This is a genomic window from Nonomuraea sp. KM90 (assembly GCF_052246675.1).
Taxonomy (GTDB): Bacteria; Actinomycetota; Actinomycetes; order Streptosporangiales; family Streptosporangiaceae; genus Nonomuraea.
This window is the reverse complement of sequence record NZ_JBQQCB010000084.1, coordinates 1-19079: the sequence shown is the minus strand read 5'-3', so window position 1 is coordinate 19079 and position 19079 is coordinate 1. Positions and strand designations below refer to the sequence as shown.

18 protein-coding genes and 1 pseudogene are annotated in these 19079 nt (G+C 72.7%); 10 read left to right on the top strand and 9 right to left on the bottom strand.

What is annotated here, in order from left to right; all coding sequences use genetic code 11:
- Window positions 1–64 precede the first annotated feature (64 nt).
- From ACTWPW_RS45255 to ACTWPW_RS45245, 3 genes are all read right to left on the bottom strand, one after another.
- On the bottom strand, window positions 65–646 hold the full coding sequence (locus ACTWPW_RS45255) for an SMI1/KNR4 family protein (RefSeq protein WP_443172360.1): 582 nt from the start codon (window positions 644–646) through the stop codon (window positions 65–67).
- A 595-nt stretch (window positions 647–1241) separates the two neighbouring features.
- Window positions 1242–1682 (bottom strand): hypothetical protein, encoded by a 441-nt coding sequence (locus ACTWPW_RS45250; RefSeq protein WP_443172359.1) that lies wholly within the window; start codon window positions 1680–1682, stop codon window positions 1242–1244.
- 186 nt (window positions 1683–1868) lie between these two features.
- The gene (locus tag ACTWPW_RS45245) at window positions 1869–2078 is read right to left on the bottom strand and encodes a tautomerase family protein (RefSeq protein WP_443172358.1); all 210 of its coding nucleotides are present in this window, start codon (window positions 2076–2078) and stop codon (window positions 1869–1871) included.
- Window positions 2079–2203: 125 nt separating this feature from the next.
- Here ACTWPW_RS45245 and ACTWPW_RS45240 point away from each other — a divergent pair, with 125 nt between their 5' ends.
- Window positions 2204–3040, top strand: coding sequence for a helix-turn-helix transcriptional regulator (locus tag ACTWPW_RS45240; protein ID WP_443172357.1), 837 nt, complete (start codon window positions 2204–2206; stop codon window positions 3038–3040).
- A gap of 551 nt (window positions 3041–3591) precedes the next feature.
- On the opposite strand, the gene ACTWPW_RS45235 is transcribed toward ACTWPW_RS45240, so the two are convergent.
- Together ACTWPW_RS45235 and ACTWPW_RS45230 are read right to left on the bottom strand one after the other, a co-directional pair.
- Window positions 3592–4293 carry a response regulator gene (locus tag ACTWPW_RS45235; protein WP_375112636.1) on the bottom strand — a complete coding sequence of 234 codons (702 nt, stop codon included), beginning with the start codon at window positions 4291–4293 and terminating at the stop codon, window positions 3592–3594.
- A complete protein-coding gene (locus ACTWPW_RS45230) occupies window positions 4290–5489 on the bottom strand; it encodes a sensor histidine kinase (RefSeq protein WP_443172356.1) in 1200 nt (399 codons plus the stop codon). The genes ACTWPW_RS45235 and ACTWPW_RS45230 overlap by 4 nt, the downstream gene beginning before the upstream one ends.
- A 215-nt stretch (window positions 5490–5704) precedes the next feature.
- Between ACTWPW_RS45230 and ACTWPW_RS45225 the strand changes: the two genes are divergently transcribed.
- Window positions 5705–6508: a hypothetical protein gene (locus ACTWPW_RS45225; RefSeq protein WP_375112638.1), complete on the top strand. Its 804-nt coding sequence runs from the start codon at window positions 5705–5707 to the stop codon at window positions 6506–6508.
- A gap of 153 nt (window positions 6509–6661) precedes the next feature.
- Complete coding sequence (locus ACTWPW_RS45220; RefSeq protein ID WP_443172355.1) at window positions 6662–7078, top strand: HIT family protein; 417 nt, start codon at window positions 6662–6664, stop codon at window positions 7076–7078.
- A 79-nt stretch (window positions 7079–7157) separates the two neighbouring features.
- On the opposite strand, the gene ACTWPW_RS45215 is transcribed toward ACTWPW_RS45220, so the two are convergent.
- Complete coding sequence (locus ACTWPW_RS45215; RefSeq protein ID WP_443172354.1) at window positions 7158–7928, bottom strand: TetR/AcrR family transcriptional regulator; 771 nt, start codon at window positions 7926–7928, stop codon at window positions 7158–7160.
- A gap of 109 nt (window positions 7929–8037) precedes the next feature.
- On the opposite strand from ACTWPW_RS45215, the gene ACTWPW_RS45210 reads away from it, so the two are divergent.
- On the top strand, window positions 8038–8685 hold the full coding sequence (locus ACTWPW_RS45210) for a hypothetical protein (protein ID WP_443172353.1): 648 nt from the start codon (window positions 8038–8040) through the stop codon (window positions 8683–8685).
- Between the two features lie 135 nt (window positions 8686–8820).
- On the top strand, window positions 8821–9744 hold the full coding sequence (locus tag ACTWPW_RS45205) for a helix-turn-helix transcriptional regulator (RefSeq protein WP_443172352.1): 924 nt from the start codon (window positions 8821–8823) through the stop codon (window positions 9742–9744).
- Between the two features lie 49 nt (window positions 9745–9793).
- Here the strand turns inward: ACTWPW_RS45205 and ACTWPW_RS45200 are convergent, their stop codons facing one another.
- Both ACTWPW_RS45200 and ACTWPW_RS45195 read right to left on the bottom strand, forming a co-directional pair.
- Window positions 9794–10378, bottom strand: coding sequence for a dihydrofolate reductase family protein (locus ACTWPW_RS45200; RefSeq protein ID WP_443172351.1), 585 nt, complete (start codon window positions 10376–10378; stop codon window positions 9794–9796).
- 119 nt (window positions 10379–10497) lie between these two features.
- Window positions 10498–11643 carry an epoxide hydrolase family protein gene (locus tag ACTWPW_RS45195; RefSeq protein WP_443172350.1) on the bottom strand — a complete coding sequence of 382 codons (1146 nt, stop codon included), beginning with the start codon at window positions 11641–11643 and terminating at the stop codon, window positions 10498–10500.
- Between the two features lie 73 nt (window positions 11644–11716).
- Here ACTWPW_RS45195 and ACTWPW_RS45190 point away from each other — a divergent pair, with 73 nt between their 5' ends.
- Together ACTWPW_RS45190 and ACTWPW_RS45185 are read left to right on the top strand one after the other, a co-directional pair.
- On the top strand, window positions 11717–12661 hold the full coding sequence (locus tag ACTWPW_RS45190; RefSeq protein WP_443172387.1) for a helix-turn-helix transcriptional regulator: 945 nt from the start codon (window positions 11717–11719) through the stop codon (window positions 12659–12661).
- Between the two features lie 38 nt (window positions 12662–12699).
- Window positions 12700–13239: a TIGR00730 family Rossman fold protein gene (locus tag ACTWPW_RS45185; RefSeq protein ID WP_443172349.1), complete on the top strand. Its 540-nt coding sequence runs from the start codon at window positions 12700–12702 to the stop codon at window positions 13237–13239.
- Window positions 13240–13260: 21 nt separating this feature from the next.
- Here ACTWPW_RS45185 and ACTWPW_RS45180 read toward each other — a convergent pair whose 3' ends face one another.
- Window positions 13261–14046 carry an integrase gene (locus ACTWPW_RS45180; protein ID WP_443172348.1) on the bottom strand — a complete coding sequence of 262 codons (786 nt, stop codon included), beginning with the start codon at window positions 14044–14046 and terminating at the stop codon, window positions 13261–13263.
- A gap of 105 nt (window positions 14047–14151) precedes the next feature.
- On the opposite strand from ACTWPW_RS45180, the gene ACTWPW_RS45175 reads away from it, so the two are divergent.
- The 3 genes and pseudogenes from ACTWPW_RS45175 to ACTWPW_RS45165 all read left to right on the top strand — a co-directional run.
- Complete coding sequence (locus ACTWPW_RS45175) at window positions 14152–15900, top strand: RNA ligase family protein (protein ID WP_443172347.1); 1749 nt, start codon at window positions 14152–14154, stop codon at window positions 15898–15900.
- A complete protein-coding gene (locus tag ACTWPW_RS45170) occupies window positions 15900–18281 on the top strand; it encodes an RNA repair domain-containing protein (protein ID WP_443172346.1) in 2382 nt (793 codons plus the stop codon). Before ACTWPW_RS45175 ends, ACTWPW_RS45170 begins: the two co-directional genes overlap by 1 nt.
- Window positions 18282–18421: 140 nt before the next feature.
- Window positions 18422–19079 (top strand): annotated as a pseudogene (locus ACTWPW_RS45165) (DNA-directed RNA polymerase subunit beta); the annotation flags it as partial.

Below are 19079 nucleotides of genomic sequence, written 5' to 3'. Positions count from 1 at the left end.
GTTCGTGCGCGGCGAACAGCAGCGGTACGACCTGCGCGGCGAACAGTCCCTCGTCGAGGGTCCACTACCAGGTGTGGTCGTTCCTGAGCAGCCGACGGAACGGGTCGTCGTCGTCCTGCCTCAACAGGGTCCGCATCTGGAAGTGCAGGAACGAGGCGCGGTCGCGGCCGAAACGCGCGGCCTGCGCGAACACGGCCAGCGGGCCGTCCACCTCGCCGCGCAGGCTCTCCAGCCGGGCGTCCTCGACCTTGGCGTCCCAGGCGCTCTGGGTCTGGCATCGGGGGCGGTCGAGGGCGTGGAATCCGGCGTAGAAGTCGTACATCTTCTCGTAGAACGAGCCGTGCCGTTCGGGGCCCATGGCCGTCCAGGAGAAGACGTCGTAGGCCGCCCACTCGCCGCGCTCGTCGACGTCGCCCGGATCGAGGTAGACGACGCCGGCGTCCGCCTCCAGGGAGATCAGCAACGATCGGGCCGCCGCGGGCTCGGTCTCCTCCTCGTCACGGTCGGCGTACACGTCGGCCCAGCTCGGCTCCAGGTCGGCCAGCCAGCCGATCTCCTCGGTGCCCCGCAGCCTCCGGACGAACTTGCCCGCGTTCCGCCAGCCGTTGGTGACGAGCAGGAACTCCCGGAACGACGGGGGCAGCAAACGCGGCCCAGGCGCGCCTCCAGGGCGCGTATCTCGTCCTCGGTGGCGGGCGGGCGGCCGAGCCAGGGGTCGCCGTCCGGCTCCTCGCCGGGGTGGGCGATGCGCCACTCCTCGCTCCAGCGCTGGAGGAACGGCTTCCATGCGTGACGGTCCACGGCGGGCTCCTACGGGGTCGTACGTGCTGGTCCCGCCGAGCGCGCAACCGGTCCGGCCGGCGACTCCCCCGCCCGGCAGTCGCACTAGTCTTGCTCACCGCCGGACCCTGACGGAACGAGACGCTCGATGACCCTCCCCAACGTGCAAGAACTCCGCGAAGGCTCGCGTCGGCGAGCCGCCGGCCGGCCCGAAGGTCCCGCGCTGAGCCGCGTGGAAGACCTCCGCGGCCCGGACGGCATTCGGCCGAGCGGACGCACCCGCCGGCCCGCGGCCGGTGAGGTGAGCAGCCGGTTCGGTCGGGTTCGGATCGTGTGGACGACGCTCGCGATCCGGGGGCCAGTGCCGCCATGACGACGAGGTTGGGCACGGCCCGGGTTCGCCACCAGGGACGGAAGTCGGTGAAGGGCTCGGTGCCGCGCATGTCCGGGTTCGCGGCGTATCAGATGTCCCACAGCGGGTGCCGGAAAGCGTCCGCGACGGGGTTGCTCGGGTACCGCCCGACGCAACCAGAACGCGTAACTCGCGCTGAGCGCGACCGCTGGCGACGGGACCAGACCGGGCCACTGCGGGGACCCACACCGCGAAACCCACGCTGCGAGACCCACGTCAACATGCCCAGGACCAGCGCGGACAGCACGAAGAGCGCCCCGGGCTCCGCCGTTCGCACCCGGGCGACGGTGTCCACGTGCTGCCGCAGGCCGGGCCGGACCAGGTGCGGACGTGCGGCTGGCGCCTCGCGTACCACCTGCTCCGTCTCGGCACCGACGGCGCTGTTCATCGCCGTCACCACCGTGCCGAACGGCAGCATGGCCGACGTCAGGAGCGCCGCCGCCATGACCGTCCGTGGCGGTGGCCCCTCGCCCGCGATCATCCTCGTCACGCTGCAGGGCTCGGGTGCGTGGGGACTGTCGTGAAGATCGTGGGGTGGGGCGATGACCCGGCCAGGAAGGATCACATCTGCGATCCGGCCAGGACGACGCTCCATGACCACGCACTCTGAGGCGTTCGTTGCGGAGCTGCCATCCCGGCCCCGCAACGTCGCCGTCGCCGCGGGGCCGGGAACGGCTCAGGCCTGCTGCTCGATCCTGGCCAGGGTGAGGACCTCGCCCCGGATCCCCCATCCGCCGTCGGCGACCTCGTCGACGAGCACCATCGTGTTGCCCCGCACGGCGTCGCCGAAGGTGGCGCAGTACAGGTCGGTGACCTTGACGACCAGGTCCTCCTTCTGCTCGGCGGTGAGGGTTCCGGCTGGGACCTTCAAGTTCGCGAACGGCATCCGTTTCTCCTTTTCGGTTCGGTGGTTCCCACCATGTCCGGGCGGAGCAGGGGTATCCAGGTGCCCGCTGTCCAGGGGCCGGCGTCCCCTGTCTCGCGGTGGAGCCAGTGTGGAACGCTGGGCCGGTGAACCTTTCCGAACTCGGCAGCTTTCTCCGGACCCGGCGCGCGCGGATCAGCCCCGCGGAGGCCGGCCTGATCAGCGGGCCGCGCCGCCGGGTGCCCGGCCTGCGCCGGGAGGAGGTCGCTCAGCTCGCCGGGACCTCGGTGGACTACTACATCGAGCTGGAACGAGGCCGTGGCGCGCAGCCGTCGGCCCAGGTCCTGGCCGCGCTGGCCCGCGCGCTGCGGCTGGACGAGGACGAGCGGGAGCACCTGTTCCTGCTCGCCGGACGTACGGCACCGGCCGGTCACGGGACGGCCGTGCACGTGCAGCCGGCGATGCTCGCTCTGCTCGACCGGCTCGACACGACGCCCGCGCGGATCATCACCGACCTGCACGAGACCCTCGCGCAGAACCGGCCGGCCACGGCGCTGATCGGCCCGCCCACCAGCGACAGCTTCGTCAGCCGGTGGTTCACCGATCCCGGCAGCCGGTCGATCTATCCCGAAGCGGATCACCCGCACCATTCGCGCGTCCTCGTCCACGACCTGCGCGCCGCGGTGGCCCGCCGCGATCATGACGCGCAGTCGATGGAGATGATCGTCCGGCTGCGCCGTAGCAGCGGGGAATTCGCCGATCTCTGGGACACCGGCGACGTCGCGGTACGCCGGGGGGACCGCAAGCGGATCGTCCATCCGGCGCTGGGTGTGGTCGACGTCCACTGTCAGAACCTGTTCAGTGAGGACGGCAGGCAGCGCCTGCAGTTCTTCACCGCCCCGGCCGGCAGCCCGGCGGTCGAGCAGCTGCGTCTGCTGTCGGTGATCGGCGTCCAGAAGCTCGCTGAGCCCTCACTTCCGTAGGACCTTCCGGCGAACCATCAGCCGGCCCGACCTGCGGCATCCCGGACGCGGTCGGCGGCACGCTCGGCGAGCGCCGTTCACCCTGCCGACGTGCTGCTCACCGCCCGGCCCCCGCCGACACCCGCGTGGACCCGGCGCTAACGTCACCCCCGCCCTGACCCACACCCGCGTGGACCCGGCACTCGTGCCACCTCCGCTCTGGCCGACCCGCATGGACCCCGGCGCGCTCACGTCACCCCCGCCCTGGCCGACACCCGCATGGACTCCGCTCTCGTCCACCCCCCCCACCCCGGCCCCCCGGCACTCGTGCCACCGCCCGCTCCCGCCGACACCCGCGTTTGAACCCCGTGCTCGTGGCGGAGCGTGGCCTCCGGTGCCAGGTCATCATGGTGGGCCCGTCCGCGCCTGACCTCGGCCTCACTTCAGGCCGACCTCGGGGGATGCCGCGCGAGCCACCGCCCGCGTGCACCTGGGCGCCCTCCCCCGCTCCCCCCGGCTCCTCCGCTCCCGCCGATCCACGCCCATGCGCGCCTGTGCCAACGCCGAACCGGTCAACGGCGCCCGTCCGGGACGGTGATCAGGCCGCCTTCGTAGGCCGCGATGACGAGCTGAGCCCGGTCGCGGGCGTGCAGTTTGGCCAGGAGGCGGCTGATGTGGGTCTTGACCGTGCCGACGGTGAGGTGAAGGTGCTCGGCGATCTCGGAGTTGGACATCCCCTTGCCGATGAGGGTGAGCACCTCGCGCTCGCGCTGGGTGATGTCGTTGAGATCCCGCACGGCCGGGGCGGGGTGCGGGTCTCGCAGGAAGTCGGCGATGAGCCGGCGGGTCACGGTGGGTGCGAGCAGCGCTTCGCCGGAGGCGACGACGTGGATGGCGGCGAGCAGTTCGGTCGCCGTGGCGCTCTTGAGGAGGAAGCCGCTGGCGCCCGCCCTGAGCGAGGCGTAGACGTATTCGTCTTGATCGAACGTGGTGAGGATCAGAACGCGGACACCGGCATTGGCGGGGTCGGCGCAGATATGCCGGCTCGCCTCGATCCCGTCCATGTCCGGCATCCGCACGTCCATGAGGACGACGTCCGGCCGCTGCCGGCGGGCCAGGAGCACGGCCTCGGCGCCGGTGCCCGCCTCGCCCACGGTGGTCATCCCTGGCGTGCTGTCGATGAGGACTTTGAGGCTGTCGCGGACCAGGACCTGGTCCTCGGCGAGCAGGACCCGGATGGGCGGGCGCGGATCGTGCGGGGCGGCATCGATCATGACAGGGTGCCGTCCGGGTCGTAGGGCAGTCGAGCCGCCACGCGAAAGCCTCCTTCGGGCCGGGGTCCTGCGCTGAACGTGCCTTCGTACATCTTGACCCGTTCGCGCATGCCGATCAGCCCGTGTCCGCCGGAGCCCGCTCGCGGCGGCCGGCCGTGGCGGGGACCGTCGTCGGTGACCTCGATCGTGGCGGCGCGGCCGTCGATGTCCACGGTGACCGAGCAGCGGGTGGGCCCCGCGTGCGCGATGACGTTGGTCAGGGCCTGTTGCACGATCCGGTAGACCGACACCGCGACCGCGGGAGGCGGCGCGGCCTCCCCGCGGACGGTCAGGTCCACCTCGACCCCGGCCGAGCGGGCACCGGCAGCCAGCTCGGGCAGGTCCGCCATGCCTGGGACAGGCAGATGGGCCTCCTGCAGATCGCCGTCGGAGCGCAGGAGGCCGAGCACGCGATGGATCTCGGCGAGCGTGCTCCGGCTGGTCTGCTCGATGACGGCCAGCGCGGCGCGCACCTCCTGGGGACGGGCGTCGGCGACATGGTTGGCCACGGTGGCCTTGACGGTGATCAGGCTCATGCTGTGGCCGATCACGTCGTGCAGCTCGCGGGCGATGCGCCTGCGCTCGTCGGCCACCGCGGCCTCGGCCAGGTGACGGACGAGGCGGGCGGTCGTCTCCCGCTGAGAGCGGACGGCGGCTCCGACGACCCATGCGGTGGCCAGGAGGAAGCAGGTCGCACCGATCTCCACCGGCCAGTACGGCGGAATCTCGCTGGGCGACGCCGGGGGCGCCAGGCCGGGGAGCACCTGGTCGTAGAAGATCAGGATCGCGCCCACCGCGGCGAACGCGCACGCTGCGGTGGCCGCCACCGACCATGCGGCCGAGACGGTGGCGGCCACCAGGTACAGCACGAGCACGGTCGGCACGAAGGTCACCCAGATCGCGCTCGCCGCGACGGAACCGGCCATGGTCGCCAGCACCCCCGCCGCGCACGCGAGAACGAGCATGGCCCGCGGCCAGCGTCGCCGGATGGCGATCGGGAAGCTCACCACGGCCGCCACCGGCCAGGCCGACCACGCGGGCCACGACGACGACGGCCCGGGCGGGTCGACGATGGCGTATCCGACGGTCAGCGCCACAATGACGGCCGCCGCCACATCGACAGCGCCCTTTCCACCGACCCGCCGTGCCCAGTTCATGCCGAGAAGTTATCGCCTCCCCGGATCACCCGGCATCTGCCCAGGGTCTGATATCCCGCATCCGACCAGGGTCGTACCACCTGCTCGTACCCGCCGGCCGAAATGCGACCTGGGCCAGACGCGCCACCACCGCACCGGCCGTCACCATGCTGGTGCGCCCGGCGAACCGTGCCGGGACGCGCCCACCCCGACACCGACGAGACGGGCAGGAACCCATGAACATCGATCTTCGCCGGCGAATCACCGGCTGGCGACAGGCCGGCGCGGACCGGCGGGCCGCCAATGCCGCGGCCAACCTGGACCGGCAACCCCCGTTCCCCGGACGATGGGTGAGCGCCGTCTCGCTGATCGGCGGCCCCACCCTGATCATGGCCGGGACCCTCCTGCGCTCCCCGTTCTACTACTTCGTCCCGTACCAGCTCGTCGCCTACACCCAGCACCCCACCCTCATCACCGCCGCCTACGTCTGCTTCGCCGCCGGGTTCATCATGCTGTGGCCGGCGGTCATGACGCTGGCGCAACGGATCGCCGCCACCAGCCCGCTGTGGGGGCTGTGGGGCGGCTGCCTGGTGATCGTCGGCCTGTTCACCCGGACCTTCCAGTTCGGCACCGATCACCTGGCCTTCCACCTGACCGACGGCCTCGGCCTGCAGACCATGCTCAACGGCATCGACCACTACTACGAGACCTGGCGGGACACGGTCTGGCATCCGTTCAGGGCCATTTCCGGACCGGCCTTCTTCGGCTGGATCGTGCTGGCCATCGGCGCCTACCGCTCCGGCGCCCTGGGGCTGGGCCGCTCGATCGCGCTCGGCCTGATGTCGGCGCTCGCGCTCGGAACCCTCAAAGGCACCGAACCGCAGTCCTTCATCGCCGTCGGCGGCCTCTGCGTCGCCTTCATCCCCCTGGGCATCTCGCTGCTGCGCGGCGGCCCCCCGCCGACCAGACGCGCCATGGTCTGGATCGTCGTCCTCATCGTCGTGCACGTCCTCATGACGGCCTACGGCCCGAGAGGATGACGGCCCCGGACCGGCGGTACGTCGGCGGACAGGGAAGCGGCGACGTACCGTCCGCACCGGCGGAAGGCAGGTAACGGGCAGGACTTCCGGCCCGGCGGCGGTCGTGAGAAATGCCCGTGCGGCGGAGCTGCCGCAACCGAGACCATGATTCACATGAGCGTCTGTATCTTCTGCGCGATCATCGCAGGACGGGCCGAGGCCGCCATCGTCCACGAGGACGACAGCGTGGTGGCCATCTTGGACCACAAACCGGCCACCGTCGGCCACGTACTGGTGATCCCGCGCGTGCACGTGGCCGGGCTGGCGGACTGCGAGGACGCGGTCGGCGCGGCGATCTGGCGGACGGCCCGGCGGGTGTCGGTCGCGCTGCGGGCGTCGGGGCTCCGTTGCGACGGGGTGCGGCTGTCTCTGGCCGACGGGGAGGCCGCCGGGCAGGACGTCTTCCACCTGCACCTGCACGTCGTGCCGCGTTATCCGGGGGACGGTGTCGTGGTCACCGCTGACTGGAAGAGCCGCTCGCGTGAGTCTCTCGACCGCGACGCGGCGCTGATCCGGCGGGCGCTCGCGTGATCGCTCAGGGCGGCGCCGCCGGCTGAGCGCGGGCGTCGCGCTCGCAGGACCCGGTCGAGGTCAGCGGGCCCGGTCGAGGTCAGCCGGCCCGGTCGAGTTCGGCGAGCCCGGCCAGGATGCGGTCCAAGCCGAACTGGAAGTCCTCCGCGGTGTAGCCGATCGAGCCGGTGTCGACCTGGTCGGCGAACAGGCGGCAGAACATGGGATAGCGGTCCGGCGTCATGACGCTCCCGAGGAACCGGAAGTAGTCGCCCGCCGCGGCGTCCCCACCGTCGGCGATGACCGGGTCCAGGCTGAGGCGGGCCTGCTCGCGGGCGTAGCCGGAGATCAGCGTGACGGCGCGGAGCCGGTCATGAGGGCTGAGGGTGGTCCCGGACAGGGCCTGGAGCATGTGCTCGCCCCACAACAGTTCGTTCGGCGTGCTCGGCGGGCCCGAGGTGGGGATCTGCAGGGCCCAGGGATGCCGCCGGTAGAGGTCGTAGATCTGCCGGGCGATGCCGGCCAGGGACTCCCGCCAGCGTCCGGCGTCGGGCCGGGGCAGGTCGGGGGGCGGCGCGGCGGCGGCGTTGCGCATCACCACCACGAGGTCGTCCTTGGCGCGGACGTGCCGGTACAACGAGGTCGTCGCGGAGTTCAGCGCCGCGGCGACGCGAGCCAGCGACACCGCGGCGAGGCCCTCGCTGTCGGCGATCTCGATCGCGGCCGCGACGATCCGTTCCAGGGTGAGACCTGGTCGCGGACCGGGCTTGGGCCCGCCGGCCGGCTGATCGCGCAGACGGGCCGCGTCGGTGGAGGCACGCCAGGCCAGCTCGATGCCCGCCGGCGTACGTGTCCTGTGCTGCTCCCCCATCGTCGCCCGCTCCCCATGCCGCCCGTGCCTTCACCGGCGAGTCTATAGTGGCGTACTATGTTCGCCATTATGGCGAATGGCATACGCCACCAACAGGACGGGGCAAGGCATGAGAACGACAACCTCGGTGGGGATGTGGGCGGGTGGCGGCTTCACCGCCCTGGCGCTGCTCTACCTGGTGGTGCTCTCCGTGATGATGGTGCGAGAGCTGCCGTTCCCGCCCGAGGAGCCCTTCACGACCACCTTCCACGCGATCATGATCCTTGCGGCCCTGATCCTGGTGCCGCTGTGGAGCGCCGTCCATCTCGCCACCCCGGCGGACAGGCAGGTGTTCACGCTCATCTCGCTGGCGTTCGTCGTCATGAACGCCGTGGTCGTCTGCGCCAACCGGTTCGTGGCGCTGACGATGGTCAGGCAGAGCCCCGGGCTCGGCCGGACCGCGGGCCTGGAATGGTTCCAGCCGTACGGCTGGCCGTCGGTGATGTACGCCTTCGAGATACTCGGCTGGGGCGTGTTCTTCTCCCTCGCCTGCCTCTTCCTGGCGCCCGCCTTCCACGCCCCCGGGCTCGAACGCGGCATCGCCGCGACCCTGGCCGCCATGGGCATCCTCAGCCTCGGCGGCGCACTCGGGCTCTTCGTCGGCTCCACCGCGCTCCTGGGCGTGATCGCGCCGCTGGCCTGGGGACTGGGCCCGGCCGCCGCCACCGTGCTGATCATGTTCTGGCTACGGGCCCGGCCGCGCGACCCCCTCAGGTGACGGCGGCGGCTCACCGGTGACCACGCGACCGGCTTGTGGCGGTCGGGCGAGGGCATCCTCGGCGAACCTGCGGGCCCCGACGGTAGGAGAACCAGTACCACCTTCGACCACCCACGATGCAGCAGGATGAGTGCCATGACGACGACACCCGGCACCACGCTGGGCGCGATGATCCGCACATGGCGCAACCGCCTGCCCCCGTCAGCCGCGGCACTCCCGGTCAGCCGGACACGCCGCGCAACCGGGCTCCGCCGCGAAGAACTCGCCGAGCTCGCCGGGATATCCGTCGACTACGTCGTCCGCCTCGAACAAGGACGAGCCACCACGCCCTCGGCACAGGTCATCGCCTCCATCGCGCGAGCCCTGCAGCTGACCACCGCCGAACGCGACCACCTCTACCGGCTGGCCCACCTCGTACCTCCGGCCGGCGGCACCATCTCCGACCACATCCCGCCCGGCGTCCACCGCGTCCTCACCCGGCTCGGCGACGTGGCGGTCGCCGTGTTCGCGGCAGACTGGCAACTGATCTGGTGGAACCGCAGCTGGGCCGCGCTGCTCGGCGACCCCTCCACCTCACCGCCCCAACTGCGCAACTTCGCCCGCGACAAATTCCCGGTGACCGTGAGCCCCGCACGCCTCGCGCTCTGGCCCGTGACGGAGCAGGACAGGGACACCGTCGACGCCGCCGTCGTCTCCGACCTGCGCCGCGCCACCGGCCGCTTCCCCCAGGACACTCGCCTGGCGAAGCTCATCCACGACCTGACCGGCGGCAACCGGCGATTCGCCGAACTGTGGGCCACGGGTACGGTCGCCGCCCATCGCGAGAACCACAAGACCATCGACCACCCCTCGGTGGGACCGGTCAGCGTGGACTGCGACATCCTGAACGACGGCGACTCCGAGCGCAAGATCGTGATCATGACCGCCGCGCCCGGCAGCGAGGACGAGACCAAGCTACGACTCACCGCGGTCGCCGGTCCCCAGGTCACCTCGGACAGCTCACTCGCGCGCCGACAGCCAGGCCGGTTCCCTCGCCGGGGGGTTGCGAGCGCCGGATGATCAAATAACCCCAGCCTGGCGCCTTTACGGTGTAGATTTCCAAGCCGGGTCAGCGGCGGATGCGGTAACGGATGTGGGTGGCCTCCGGCGTGTCGACCACCCGGAGGATCTCCAGCTCCACCCGCGACGGCAACACCTCGAACAACCGGCGGCCACCGCCGAACAGCACCGGGATCTGATGGATCTGCAGCTCGTCCAGCACCCCCGCCTCGATCGCCCGCTGCCCCGTGTAGGCGCCGATCACGTGCACGTTGCGGTCCCCCGCGGCCGCCTTCGCCCGGGCCATCGCGCTGACGATCCCGTCGGTCACGTACGTCACCAGCGGATGGTTCGCCACCTCCGGAGCGGGCGGCCGATGGCTGACCACGAAGACCGGGACGCCCTCACCGTGATGGTTCCCGCCCCAGTGATCGACCTGCTCCGCGGTACGCCGCCCCGTGACGACCGCGCCGGTCGCGTGGATCTGGCCGAGCATCTCCCCCGCCGGCCCGGACTCGGCGAACCTCCCGTCCGGCGTCAGGCCCCAGTCGTGCAGCCGGATGAAGCCGTCGCCGCCGGGGTTGCCCACCTTGTCGTCCGGGCCCGCGATGTACCCGTCGAGCGACATCGACATGTCCAGCACTGATACCGACACTCCGGCCTCCTGCCTTGAAACGCCGCGAGTCACCGATTCTGGCCCACGGGAGAGCGCCTGGCCAGGCGGAGCGACCGGACCCCGGCAGCGGGGCGGGGCCGGGCGGGGCGGGGCGGGGGTCAACGGAGGGGACGGAAGAAGGCCCGGACGTCCTCGACGAGCAGGTCCGGCGCCTCCATCGCGGCGAAGTGGCCGCCGCGGTCGAACTCCGACCAGTGCACGACGTTGTGCTCGCGCTCGGCGATCCGCCGGACCCCGGCGTCCCCGGGGAAGACGGCGACCCCGTGCGGCAGCGCCGAGTACTCGGCCACCGCCCCCCACCCCTTCTGCCCCTCCTTGTAGAGGCGGGCGGCCGAGGCGGCGGTCCCGGTGAACCAGTAGATGCTCACGTCGGTGAGCAGCTGGTCGACGTCCACCGCGTCCTCGGGCAGTTCGCGGGCCGGGTCGGTCCACTCCTTGAACTTCTCCACGATCCACGCCAGCTGTCCCACGGGCGAGTCGTGCAGCCCGAACGCGAGCGTCTGCGGCCGGGTCGCCTGGATGATCGCGTAGCCGGCCCGGTCCTGGTCCTGGTACTGGCCGAGACGGGCGAGCTCCCCAGGGGCCAGCCCCTCGAACTCGGCCGGGTCGCCGGTCGGGAACCCGAGCGCGCCGTTGACGTGCACGCCGACGACGTTCCGGGGCGCGGCGCGGCCGAGCATCGGCGAGATGACCGAGCCGCTGTCGCCGCCCTGCGCGCCGTATCGCCGGTAGCCGAGCCGGGCCATCAGCTCCACCCACGCCCGTGCGACCCGCTCCAGGTCCCAGCCGGTCTCGGTGGTTGGGCCGGAGAAGCCGAACCCGGGGATGGACGGGGCGACGACATGGAACGCGTCGGACCGGTCGCCGCCGTGCGCGGCCGGGTCGGTGAGCGGGCCGATGACGTTCAGGAACTCCGCGACCGAGCCCGGCCAGCCGTGCGTGATGATCAGCGGCAGCGCGTCGGGTTCGGGCGAGCGGACGTGCATGAAGTGCACATTCTGCCCGTCGATACGGGTCGTGAACTGCGGGAAGGCGTTCAGCCGCGCCTCGGCGGCACGCCAGTCGAAACCGGTGCGCCAGTACTCGGCCAGCTTCCTCGCGTAGCCGACGGGCACCCCGTAGGACCAGCCCACGCCGGGCAGCTCGTCCGGCCAGCGGGTCGCCGCCAGCCGGCCGCGCAGGTCGTCCAGCCGCGCCTGCGGGATGTCGATCCGGAACGGATGGATGCGCATGTCGTCGTTCATGTCCGTCATCGTAGGAATGGGTTAGGACAGATTCAGTCCTAGGATGGACGTCATGCTGTAGACGTCGGCGCGGCTGCTGCGGCTGCTGTCGCTGCTGCAGACCCCCAGGGACTGGCCGGGCCCCGAGCTGGCCGAACGGCTCGGCGTCTCGCCCCGTACGATCCGCCGCGACATCGACCGGCTGCGCGAGCTCGGCTACGTCGTGCACGCCACCGCGGGCGCCCCCGGCTACCGGCTCGGCGCCGGCGCCGGGCTGCCCCCGCTGCTGCTCGACGACGACGAGGCGGTCGCGGTGGCCATCGGGCTCGGCACCGCCGCCGTCTCAGGCGTGGCGGGCATCGAGGAGACCTCGGTACGCGCCCTCGTCAAGCTCGAGCAGGTCCTCCCGTCCCGGCTCCGGCATCGCGTCGGAGACCTGCGGTCGGTCACGGTCCCGCTGGCGGGGCGGGCCGAGGCCGTGGACCCGGCCGTGCTCACCGTGATCGCCGCGGCCGTACGCGACCGGGAAAGCCTGCGGTTCGGCTACCGGTCCCACGACGGCACCGAGGACCGCCGCACCGCCGAGCCGTACCGGCTGGTCAACTCGGGCCGCCGCTGGTACCTGGTGGCGTGGGACACCGGCCGGGAGGACTGGCGTACGTTCCGCGTCGACCGGCTGCGCCCGCACACCCCGAACGGCCCGCGCTTCACCCCCCGCGAGCCGCCCGCCGCCGACCTGGTCCGCTACGTCTCGGAGCGGATCTCCGTCGACCCGTACCGCTACCGCGGCCGCTTCACGGTGCACGCGCCGGCCGAGGTGGTCGCCGCCCGGATGCCGCCGACGATGGCGGTGGTCGAGCCGGCCGGCGACGGCGCGTGCGTCCTCAGCACCGGGTCGAACTCCCTCGACGAGCTGGCCATGTGGGTCGCGCAGCTCGGCGTCCCGTTCGAGGTGCACGAGCCGCCCGAGCTCGTCCGGCACATCCGCGCCCTCGGCGGCCGCCTCGTCGATGCGGCCCGGTGGCACCCGCCCACCTGACGGGCCCGCACCCATGAGCGCCCCTTACGGTGGTGCCCATGAACATCTGTGTCTTCCTGTCCGCCGCCGACCTGTCCGAGACCTACACCGGGCCCGCCCGCGAGTTCGCCGAGCTGATCGGCAAGGGCGGGCACACGCTGGTCTGGGGCGGCTCCGACGTGGGCCTGATGAAGGTGATGGCCGACGGGGTGCACGAGGCGGGCGGGCGGCTGATGGGGGTCTCGGTGGACTTCCTGGCCCACAAGGTACGCCCCGGCGTGGACGACATGGTCATCGCGGCCGATCTCGCCGAGCGTAAGAGGCTGCTGCTGGAGAAGGCCGACGCGGTGGTCATCATGGTGGGCGGCACGGGCACCCTCGACGAGGCCACCGAGATCCTGGAGCTGAAGAAGCACGGCCGGACGGACAAGCCCGTCGTGCTGCTCAACACGGCGGGCTTCTACGACGGGCTCAAGCAGCAGTTCCGGCGGATGGAGGACGAAGGCTTCCTCCCGCGTCCCCTGACCGACCTGGTCTTCTTCGCCGAGGAGCCCGTGGGGGCGATGGCTTACATGGAGGAGTCGCTCGGCATGCCGTGAGACGTCTCGTCCGGTCGGCGGTCAGGTCTCGGCAAGGCCGGTGCAGTACGCGATCGTCGCGTCGTCGAACACCACCGAGTGCCGGGCCTCCGCCCGCCGGACGCGACGGATGATCTCGGCGGGCCCGCTCGACGCCAGGACGGCCATGACCCCCGGCCAGTCGGTGAGCCCGAACCGGTCCACGATGCGGCCGGCGCCGTTGCTGAGCAGGGCGGCGCCGGTCAGCCCGGAGATCGGACGGCTTCCGGTGATCGCCTCGTCCGCCGCCCGCGGGTCGTCCTTGGCCAGCCAGAAGCCGCCCGGCCGGTTCCGGTTGGCGCGCAGGTCCCGCAGGAGCCGGTGGCGCTCGTCGCTCCCCGGGGCCGCGGCCCTGATCGCGGGCTCGTACGACCGGCTGATGATCACCTCCCGCGGGTCGGAGACCACGAGCGGCTCACCCTCCGCCGGGTCGAGCACGAGGAACGAGTCGCCGAGCACGAGGTACTCGGCGAGGCCGCCGGACAGGCGCAGCACGGCCACGGTCGCCGACGGGCTGATGGGGTCGGCGACGTCGCAGGTGTCCCGGTGAGCGTCCGTCACCTGCTCGATGGCCTCGGCGAGCAGCGACGGGAGGCCGCGGTCGAGTGACAGGAGGCCCAGCAGGCCGCCTCCCAGGCGGTTGGCGTACCAGGCCACGCCGTGCCGGCAGATCGACGCGGTGCCGGGGATGCCGGCGCCGTCGATCAGCACCGCCGCCGCGGGCAGGGCCCCGGTGAAGTCCTCGTTCGGGTGGCGGGTCGTCGCCACGCTCGTCATCGTCACGCGCATGCCGCCGCCCTCCCGCCGATCAAGGTGCCGACTCTAGCCGTTTTATTCGATGGAGGCGCTTTGTGGCCGCTTGTACAGTCGTCCCCAGCCGAGGGGGGAGGGGTCATGCGCGTGCACTATCCGCGTACCCCTCACCTGCCCTGGTCCCCCGGCGTGACCTCGGACGACGTACGCGCCGGCGATCTGTCCGGGCTGCGCGGGCGCGAGGTCGTGGTCACGGAGAAGCTCGACGGGGAGAACACCACCCTGTACGCCGACGGGATGCACGCCCGGTCGCCGGACTCGGCGCACCATCCGTCCCGGGCGTGGGTCAAGGGTCTGCAGGGGCGGATCGGCGGCCGCATCCCGGCGGGGTGGCGGGTGTGCGGGGAGAACGTGTACGCCCGGCACTCCATCGTGTACCAGGGGCTGGAGAGCTGGTTCTACGGGTTCTCGGTCTGGGCCGGCGATCGGTGCCTGGACTGGGACGGCACGGTCGCCTTCCTGCGCGGGCTCGGGATTCCCGTCCCGCCGGTGTTGTGGCGCGGCGTCTTCGACGAGCGGGCCCTGCGGGGGTTGCGGCTGGACCTGGCGCGGCAGGAGGGCTACGTGGTGCGGGCCGTCGAGGGGTTCGGGCGGGAGGAGTTCGCGGGGCGGGTGGCCAAGTGGGTGCGCCGGGAGCACGTCACGACCGGCACGCACTGGATGCACGCCACCGTGGTGCCGAACGCCCTCGGCCCGGGCGCGGCGCTGTGGTCGGTGCGCTCGGGCGCGGACCCCGAGGTGAGCGCCCTGATGGCCGCGGTGGGCCGCACCCCCACGGGGGAAGGCTCGGAAGCGGTGGACGCTGAGGCGGTGGCCGAGGTGTCGGCGCGGCTGGACGTGCTCGGCCGGCACGGGGACGCCCGGCTGGCGGGCGTGCTGGCCACGGCGCTGCGGTCCATGCCGCGGGCCCGGCTGGCGGCCCGGCTGGCGGGGCCGCTGGGCATGCGGCCGGCGCGGCAGGTCGCGGACCTGGCCGGGCTGCACCGCGTGCTGCGCCGGCCCTACCCGGACGAGGAGCGGCGGGCCGGGCTGGGGCGCATGGCGCTGGCCGCCGACCTGGGCGTGCTGCACGCCGTGGCGGCGGCCGGGCTGGCCGGGCGCGCGGACGAGGCGGCCGGCCAGGAGCGTGAGCAGGTCGAATGGTCCGCCCTGCACGCCGAGGACGCCGGGCTGCTCGGGCCGGCGCCGCTGCAGCCGTTACGGGCCGGCCTGCGCGAGGCCCTGGCCGGCCTCGGCGGGGAGGCGGCCGAGCGGTGCGGGGCGGAGGCGCGCGACGCCTGGGCCAGGGGAAGGATCGCCACGGTCGAGGAGGCCGTGGCGGCGACCTGGCGGTGGCGGTCGAGGCGGTTCCCCCGGCTGGTGCAGCTGGTCGGGCCGTCGGGCAGCGGCAAGAGCACGTTCGCGGCCGGGCTGCCGGAGGTCGACGCGTACGTGTCGCTGGACGACCTGCGCGATGCCCGGGGCTCGCGGGCGGACCAGCGGGCCAACCGGGAAGTGCTCGGTGAGGGCCTGGACCGGCTCGATGCCGCCCTGGCGGCCGGCGGCACCGTGGTGTGGGACGCCACCTCGCTCAACCAGCAGCAGCGTTCCCTGGTGCACGCGGTGGCGCGCCGCCGCGACGCGCTGACGACCCATGTGGTCGTGCTGGTGGAGGAGGACGAGCTGCACCGGCGCAACGCCCGCCGCGCTCACCCGGTGCCCGCACACGTGCTGGCCGCGCAGGCGCGCCGGTTCGTCCCGCCCTATCCCGGGCAGGCCCACCGCACCTGGTACGTCGGGGCCCGCGGAGCCGTCGAGGACGTGGACGGCGCTCTGGACGAGGAGGCGTGATGCGTACCAGCGAGGAGGTCTACCACCGGATCCGCTGGGACTCGCGGTTCGACCCGTCCCGTTTCGTCCTGGGAGTCGGCCAGCGCAACGCCGACCCCGAGCGCGTCGCGCTGCCCGCTTTCACCCCGGGCGGCGACATCCCCTGGCACCGGGTGCTGTTCGTCGAGGCGGACGGCGAGCTGGTCTGGGACCGTGCCACGGGCCTGGACCGCGTCGACACCTGCGAGGCCGGCCGGGCGCGGGAGGCGCGCCGCCTGCTGGCGCCGTTCTTCACGGCCGCGACCCCGCACGCCTGGGATCCGGCCGGCGGCTGGCGTCCCGCCGCCGCTCGCGCGCGGCCGGGGCCCGCGGCCGCGCGCGTGCTGACGTGGAACACGCTGTGGGACCGCTACGACAGCGACCGCATCGACACCGCCCGCCGCCGCCCCCTGCTCCTCGCGGCCCTGGAGGAGGCCGACGCGGACGTCCTCGCCCTGCAGGAGGTCGAGCCCGCGCTGCTGGCCATGCTGCTGGCCACCCCGTGGGTACGCGCCGGCTACACGGTCGGCACCGACCCGTACGGCCCCGACGTCGACGACAGCGGCCTGCTGCTGCTCAGCCGGCTGCCCGTACGTGAGGCGGCCCGGCACGAGCTCGGCCCGCACAAGTCGGTGGCCGCCGTCGTCGTGGAGACCGCCACCGGCCCGCTCACCGTCGCCGTCACCCACCTGACCAGCGACCATTCCGCCGACGGCGCGGGCAGGCGGCGGGCCGAGCTGGCCAGGATCGCCGAAGGGCTGGCCGGCGTGGACGGCGACCTGGTCCTGCTGGGCGACTTCAACGACGGCACCGACACCCCCGCGACCGCGCTCGGCCTGCGCGACGCCTGGACGGAGGCGTACGGAGCCGACGAGACCCCCACCTTCGACCCGGCCGCCAACCCGCTCGCGGCGCTGTCCTCCCGCTCCGGCCGGGCCGCCCGCCTGGACCGCATCCTGCTCCGCGGCCGCCCCCGGGTGGTCTCGGCGGCGCTGCGCGGCGACACGCCCACCCCCGAAGGGCTGTACGTCTCCGACCACTACGCGGTGGAGGCGGTCCTGGACGTCACCGGTGACGACGACCGCGAGCCGGCGACCGCCACCCAGCCCGCAGCCCGGCCCGCAGCCCAGCCCGTCCGCGCGCCCGTCCGCGCGCCCGTCCGCGCGCCCATCCGCGTGCAGGACCGGACGCCGGACCGGGCGGCATCGGCCGCCGACGTGACGCGGCGGCTGGCGCGGGCGCTGGAGCCGGGGATCGTGTACGTCGCCGGCTCCCGGCGCATGGGCTGCGAGCTTCCGGACGCTGACCTGGACCTGGTGGCGGCGCTGCCGGGCGGGACGGATCCGGCCGAGGTCGAGGCCCGGGTGCGAAAGGCGCTGCCCGGCGTGGCCCGGCTGCGCCAGGTGATCGGCGCCCGGGTGCCGGGCCTGCGCTTCCGCACGGCCGGACTGGACGTGGACCTGACCGTGGTGCCCGCCGGATCCGTGCCGCCCGGGCAGGCGGTGGCCCGGCGCGCCGAGCTGGGCCAGGCGGCGGCGATCGCCATGAGCGCGGTCAGCGACGCGGACGCCGTCCGCGCCGCCGTAGGCCGGCACCACGCCCGTTTCGCCCGCCTCGCCAGGCAGGTGAAGACGTGGGCGCGGGCCCGTGGCCTGGATTCCGCCCCGTTCGGCGGGCTCCCCGGCCTGGCCTGGACGGTCATGGCCGCGCACACCGTACGCGAGGGCGGCGACCTGCCCGCCGGCGACCTGCCGGGCCTGTTCTTCGGTACGTGGGCCGCCTGGGACTGGCGCGACCCGATCGCCCTCGGCCCCGCCGCTCCGGAACCGGCCCCCATCGCGGTGCTGACGCCCAGCTCCCCGGTGCGCAACTGCGCCCGCCAGGTCACCCCGGGCGTGCTGGACCTGCTCACCCAGGAGCTCTACCGGGCCTGGGAGCTCACGGAGCACGGCCGGTCCGCCGAGCTGCCCGACCCGCCGCCCCTCCACCGCCGTCACGCGGCCTGGGCGGTGCTCACCGTGCGCTCCGACCGCCCGGAGGAGCTCGACGCGGCGCTCGGCCGGGTCAGGGGACGCATGCTGGAGTTGCTCGCCGCCCTGGAAGAGGTGCCGGGCGTCCACGCCTGGCCGCACCCGTTCGACGGCGGCCCCGGCCGGGCCCGCTACGCGATCGGTTTGGGCCGCACTCCCCCGCCGGCGGCGCGGCTCGGGGAGATCGCCGGCCGCTGGGTCCGCGGCATGCCCGGCGTCACGGTGGAACGGGCCGAGTGCGGCGCCGTGCCGGTCTTGGGAGTGGACATGGCCACCGCGAGAGTTGACGAAGGCACCTCCCTATGGCATTCTGAAGGCGGCACCAAGGATTGACGCTTATAGTACGTGTAGACATCCGTTTCTTATTTGCGTTATGCTGCCCTCCTCGTGCTGCCAGTGCGCGCCCCGGATTTCCCGGGGCGTTCGGCATGCGCGCAGTTCGACTCCATCCGTGCTTTCCGGAAGGACACCTGTTGGCAGCCTCGCGCAACGCCTCCGCCGTACCCGCTGGTCCCCGTCGCGTCTCCTTCGCGCGCATCCAGGAGCCTCTCGAAGTTCCTGACCTTCTCGCCCTGCAGACCGAGTCCTTCGACTGGCTGCTCGGCAACGAGAAGTGGAAGGCCCGAGTAGAGGCGGCTCGCCAGGCCGGGCGCAAGGACGTCCCGACCCAGTCGGGTCTCGAAGAGATCTTCGAAGAGATCAGTCCCATCGAGGACTTCTCGGGAACCATGTCCCTGTCGTTCCGCGATCACCGGTTCGAGCCGCCGAAGTACTCCGTGGACGAGTGCAAGGACAAGGACATGACCTTCTCCGCCCCGATGTTCGTGACGGCGGAGTTCATCAACAACACCACCGGTGAGATCAAGAGCCAGACGGTGTTCATGGGCGACTTCCCGCTCATGACGCCGAAGGGCACCTTCATCGTCAACGGCACCGAGCGGGTCGTGGTCACGCAGCTGGTCCGATCCCCCGGCGTCTACTTCGAACGCAACATCGACAAGACCTCCGACAAGGACCTCTACGGCTGCAAGGTCATCCCGTCCAGGGGTGCCTGGCTCGAGTTCGAGATCGACAAGCGCGACAGCGTCGGTGTGCGCATCGACCGCAAGCGCAAGCAGGCCGTCACCGTGC

What these genes read in the sequence shown, in the direction of transcription:
- ACTWPW_RS45205 (WP_443172352.1), top strand. Translation starts at nt 8,821, where the DNA reads ATGACGACGACACCCGGCACCACGCTGGGCGCGATGATCCGCACATGG.
- ACTWPW_RS45175 (WP_443172347.1), top strand. Translation starts at nt 14,152, where the DNA reads ATGCGCGTGCACTATCCGCGTACCCCTCACCTGCCCTGGTCCCCCGGC.
- ACTWPW_RS45230 (WP_443172356.1), bottom strand. Translation starts at nt 5,489, where the DNA reads ATGAACTGGGCACGGCGGGTCGGTGGAAAGGGCGCTGTCGATGTGGCG.
- ACTWPW_RS45220 (WP_443172355.1), top strand. Translation starts at nt 6,662, where the DNA reads ATGAGCGTCTGTATCTTCTGCGCGATCATCGCAGGACGGGCCGAGGCC.
- ACTWPW_RS45195 (WP_443172350.1), bottom strand. Translation starts at nt 11,643, where the DNA reads ATGAACGACGACATGCGCATCCATCCGTTCCGGATCGACATCCCGCAG.
- ACTWPW_RS45170 (WP_443172346.1), top strand. Translation starts at nt 15,900, where the DNA reads ATGCGTACCAGCGAGGAGGTCTACCACCGGATCCGCTGGGACTCGCGG.
- ACTWPW_RS45235 (WP_375112636.1), bottom strand. Translation starts at nt 4,293, where the DNA reads ATGATCGATGCCGCCCCGCACGATCCGCGCCCGCCCATCCGGGTCCTG.
- ACTWPW_RS45225 (WP_375112638.1), top strand. Translation starts at nt 5,705, where the DNA reads ATGAACATCGATCTTCGCCGGCGAATCACCGGCTGGCGACAGGCCGGC.
- ACTWPW_RS45245 (WP_443172358.1), bottom strand. Translation starts at nt 2,078, where the DNA reads ATGCCGTTCGCGAACTTGAAGGTCCCAGCCGGAACCCTCACCGCCGAG.
- ACTWPW_RS45210 (WP_443172353.1), top strand. Translation starts at nt 8,038, where the DNA reads ATGAGAACGACAACCTCGGTGGGGATGTGGGCGGGTGGCGGCTTCACC.
- ACTWPW_RS45215 (WP_443172354.1), bottom strand. Translation starts at nt 7,928, where the DNA reads ATGGGGGAGCAGCACAGGACACGTACGCCGGCGGGCATCGAGCTGGCC.
- ACTWPW_RS45185 (WP_443172349.1), top strand. Translation starts at nt 12,700, where the DNA reads ATGAACATCTGTGTCTTCCTGTCCGCCGCCGACCTGTCCGAGACCTAC.
- ACTWPW_RS45180 (WP_443172348.1), bottom strand. Translation starts at nt 14,046, where the DNA reads ATGCGCGTGACGATGACGAGCGTGGCGACGACCCGCCACCCGAACGAG.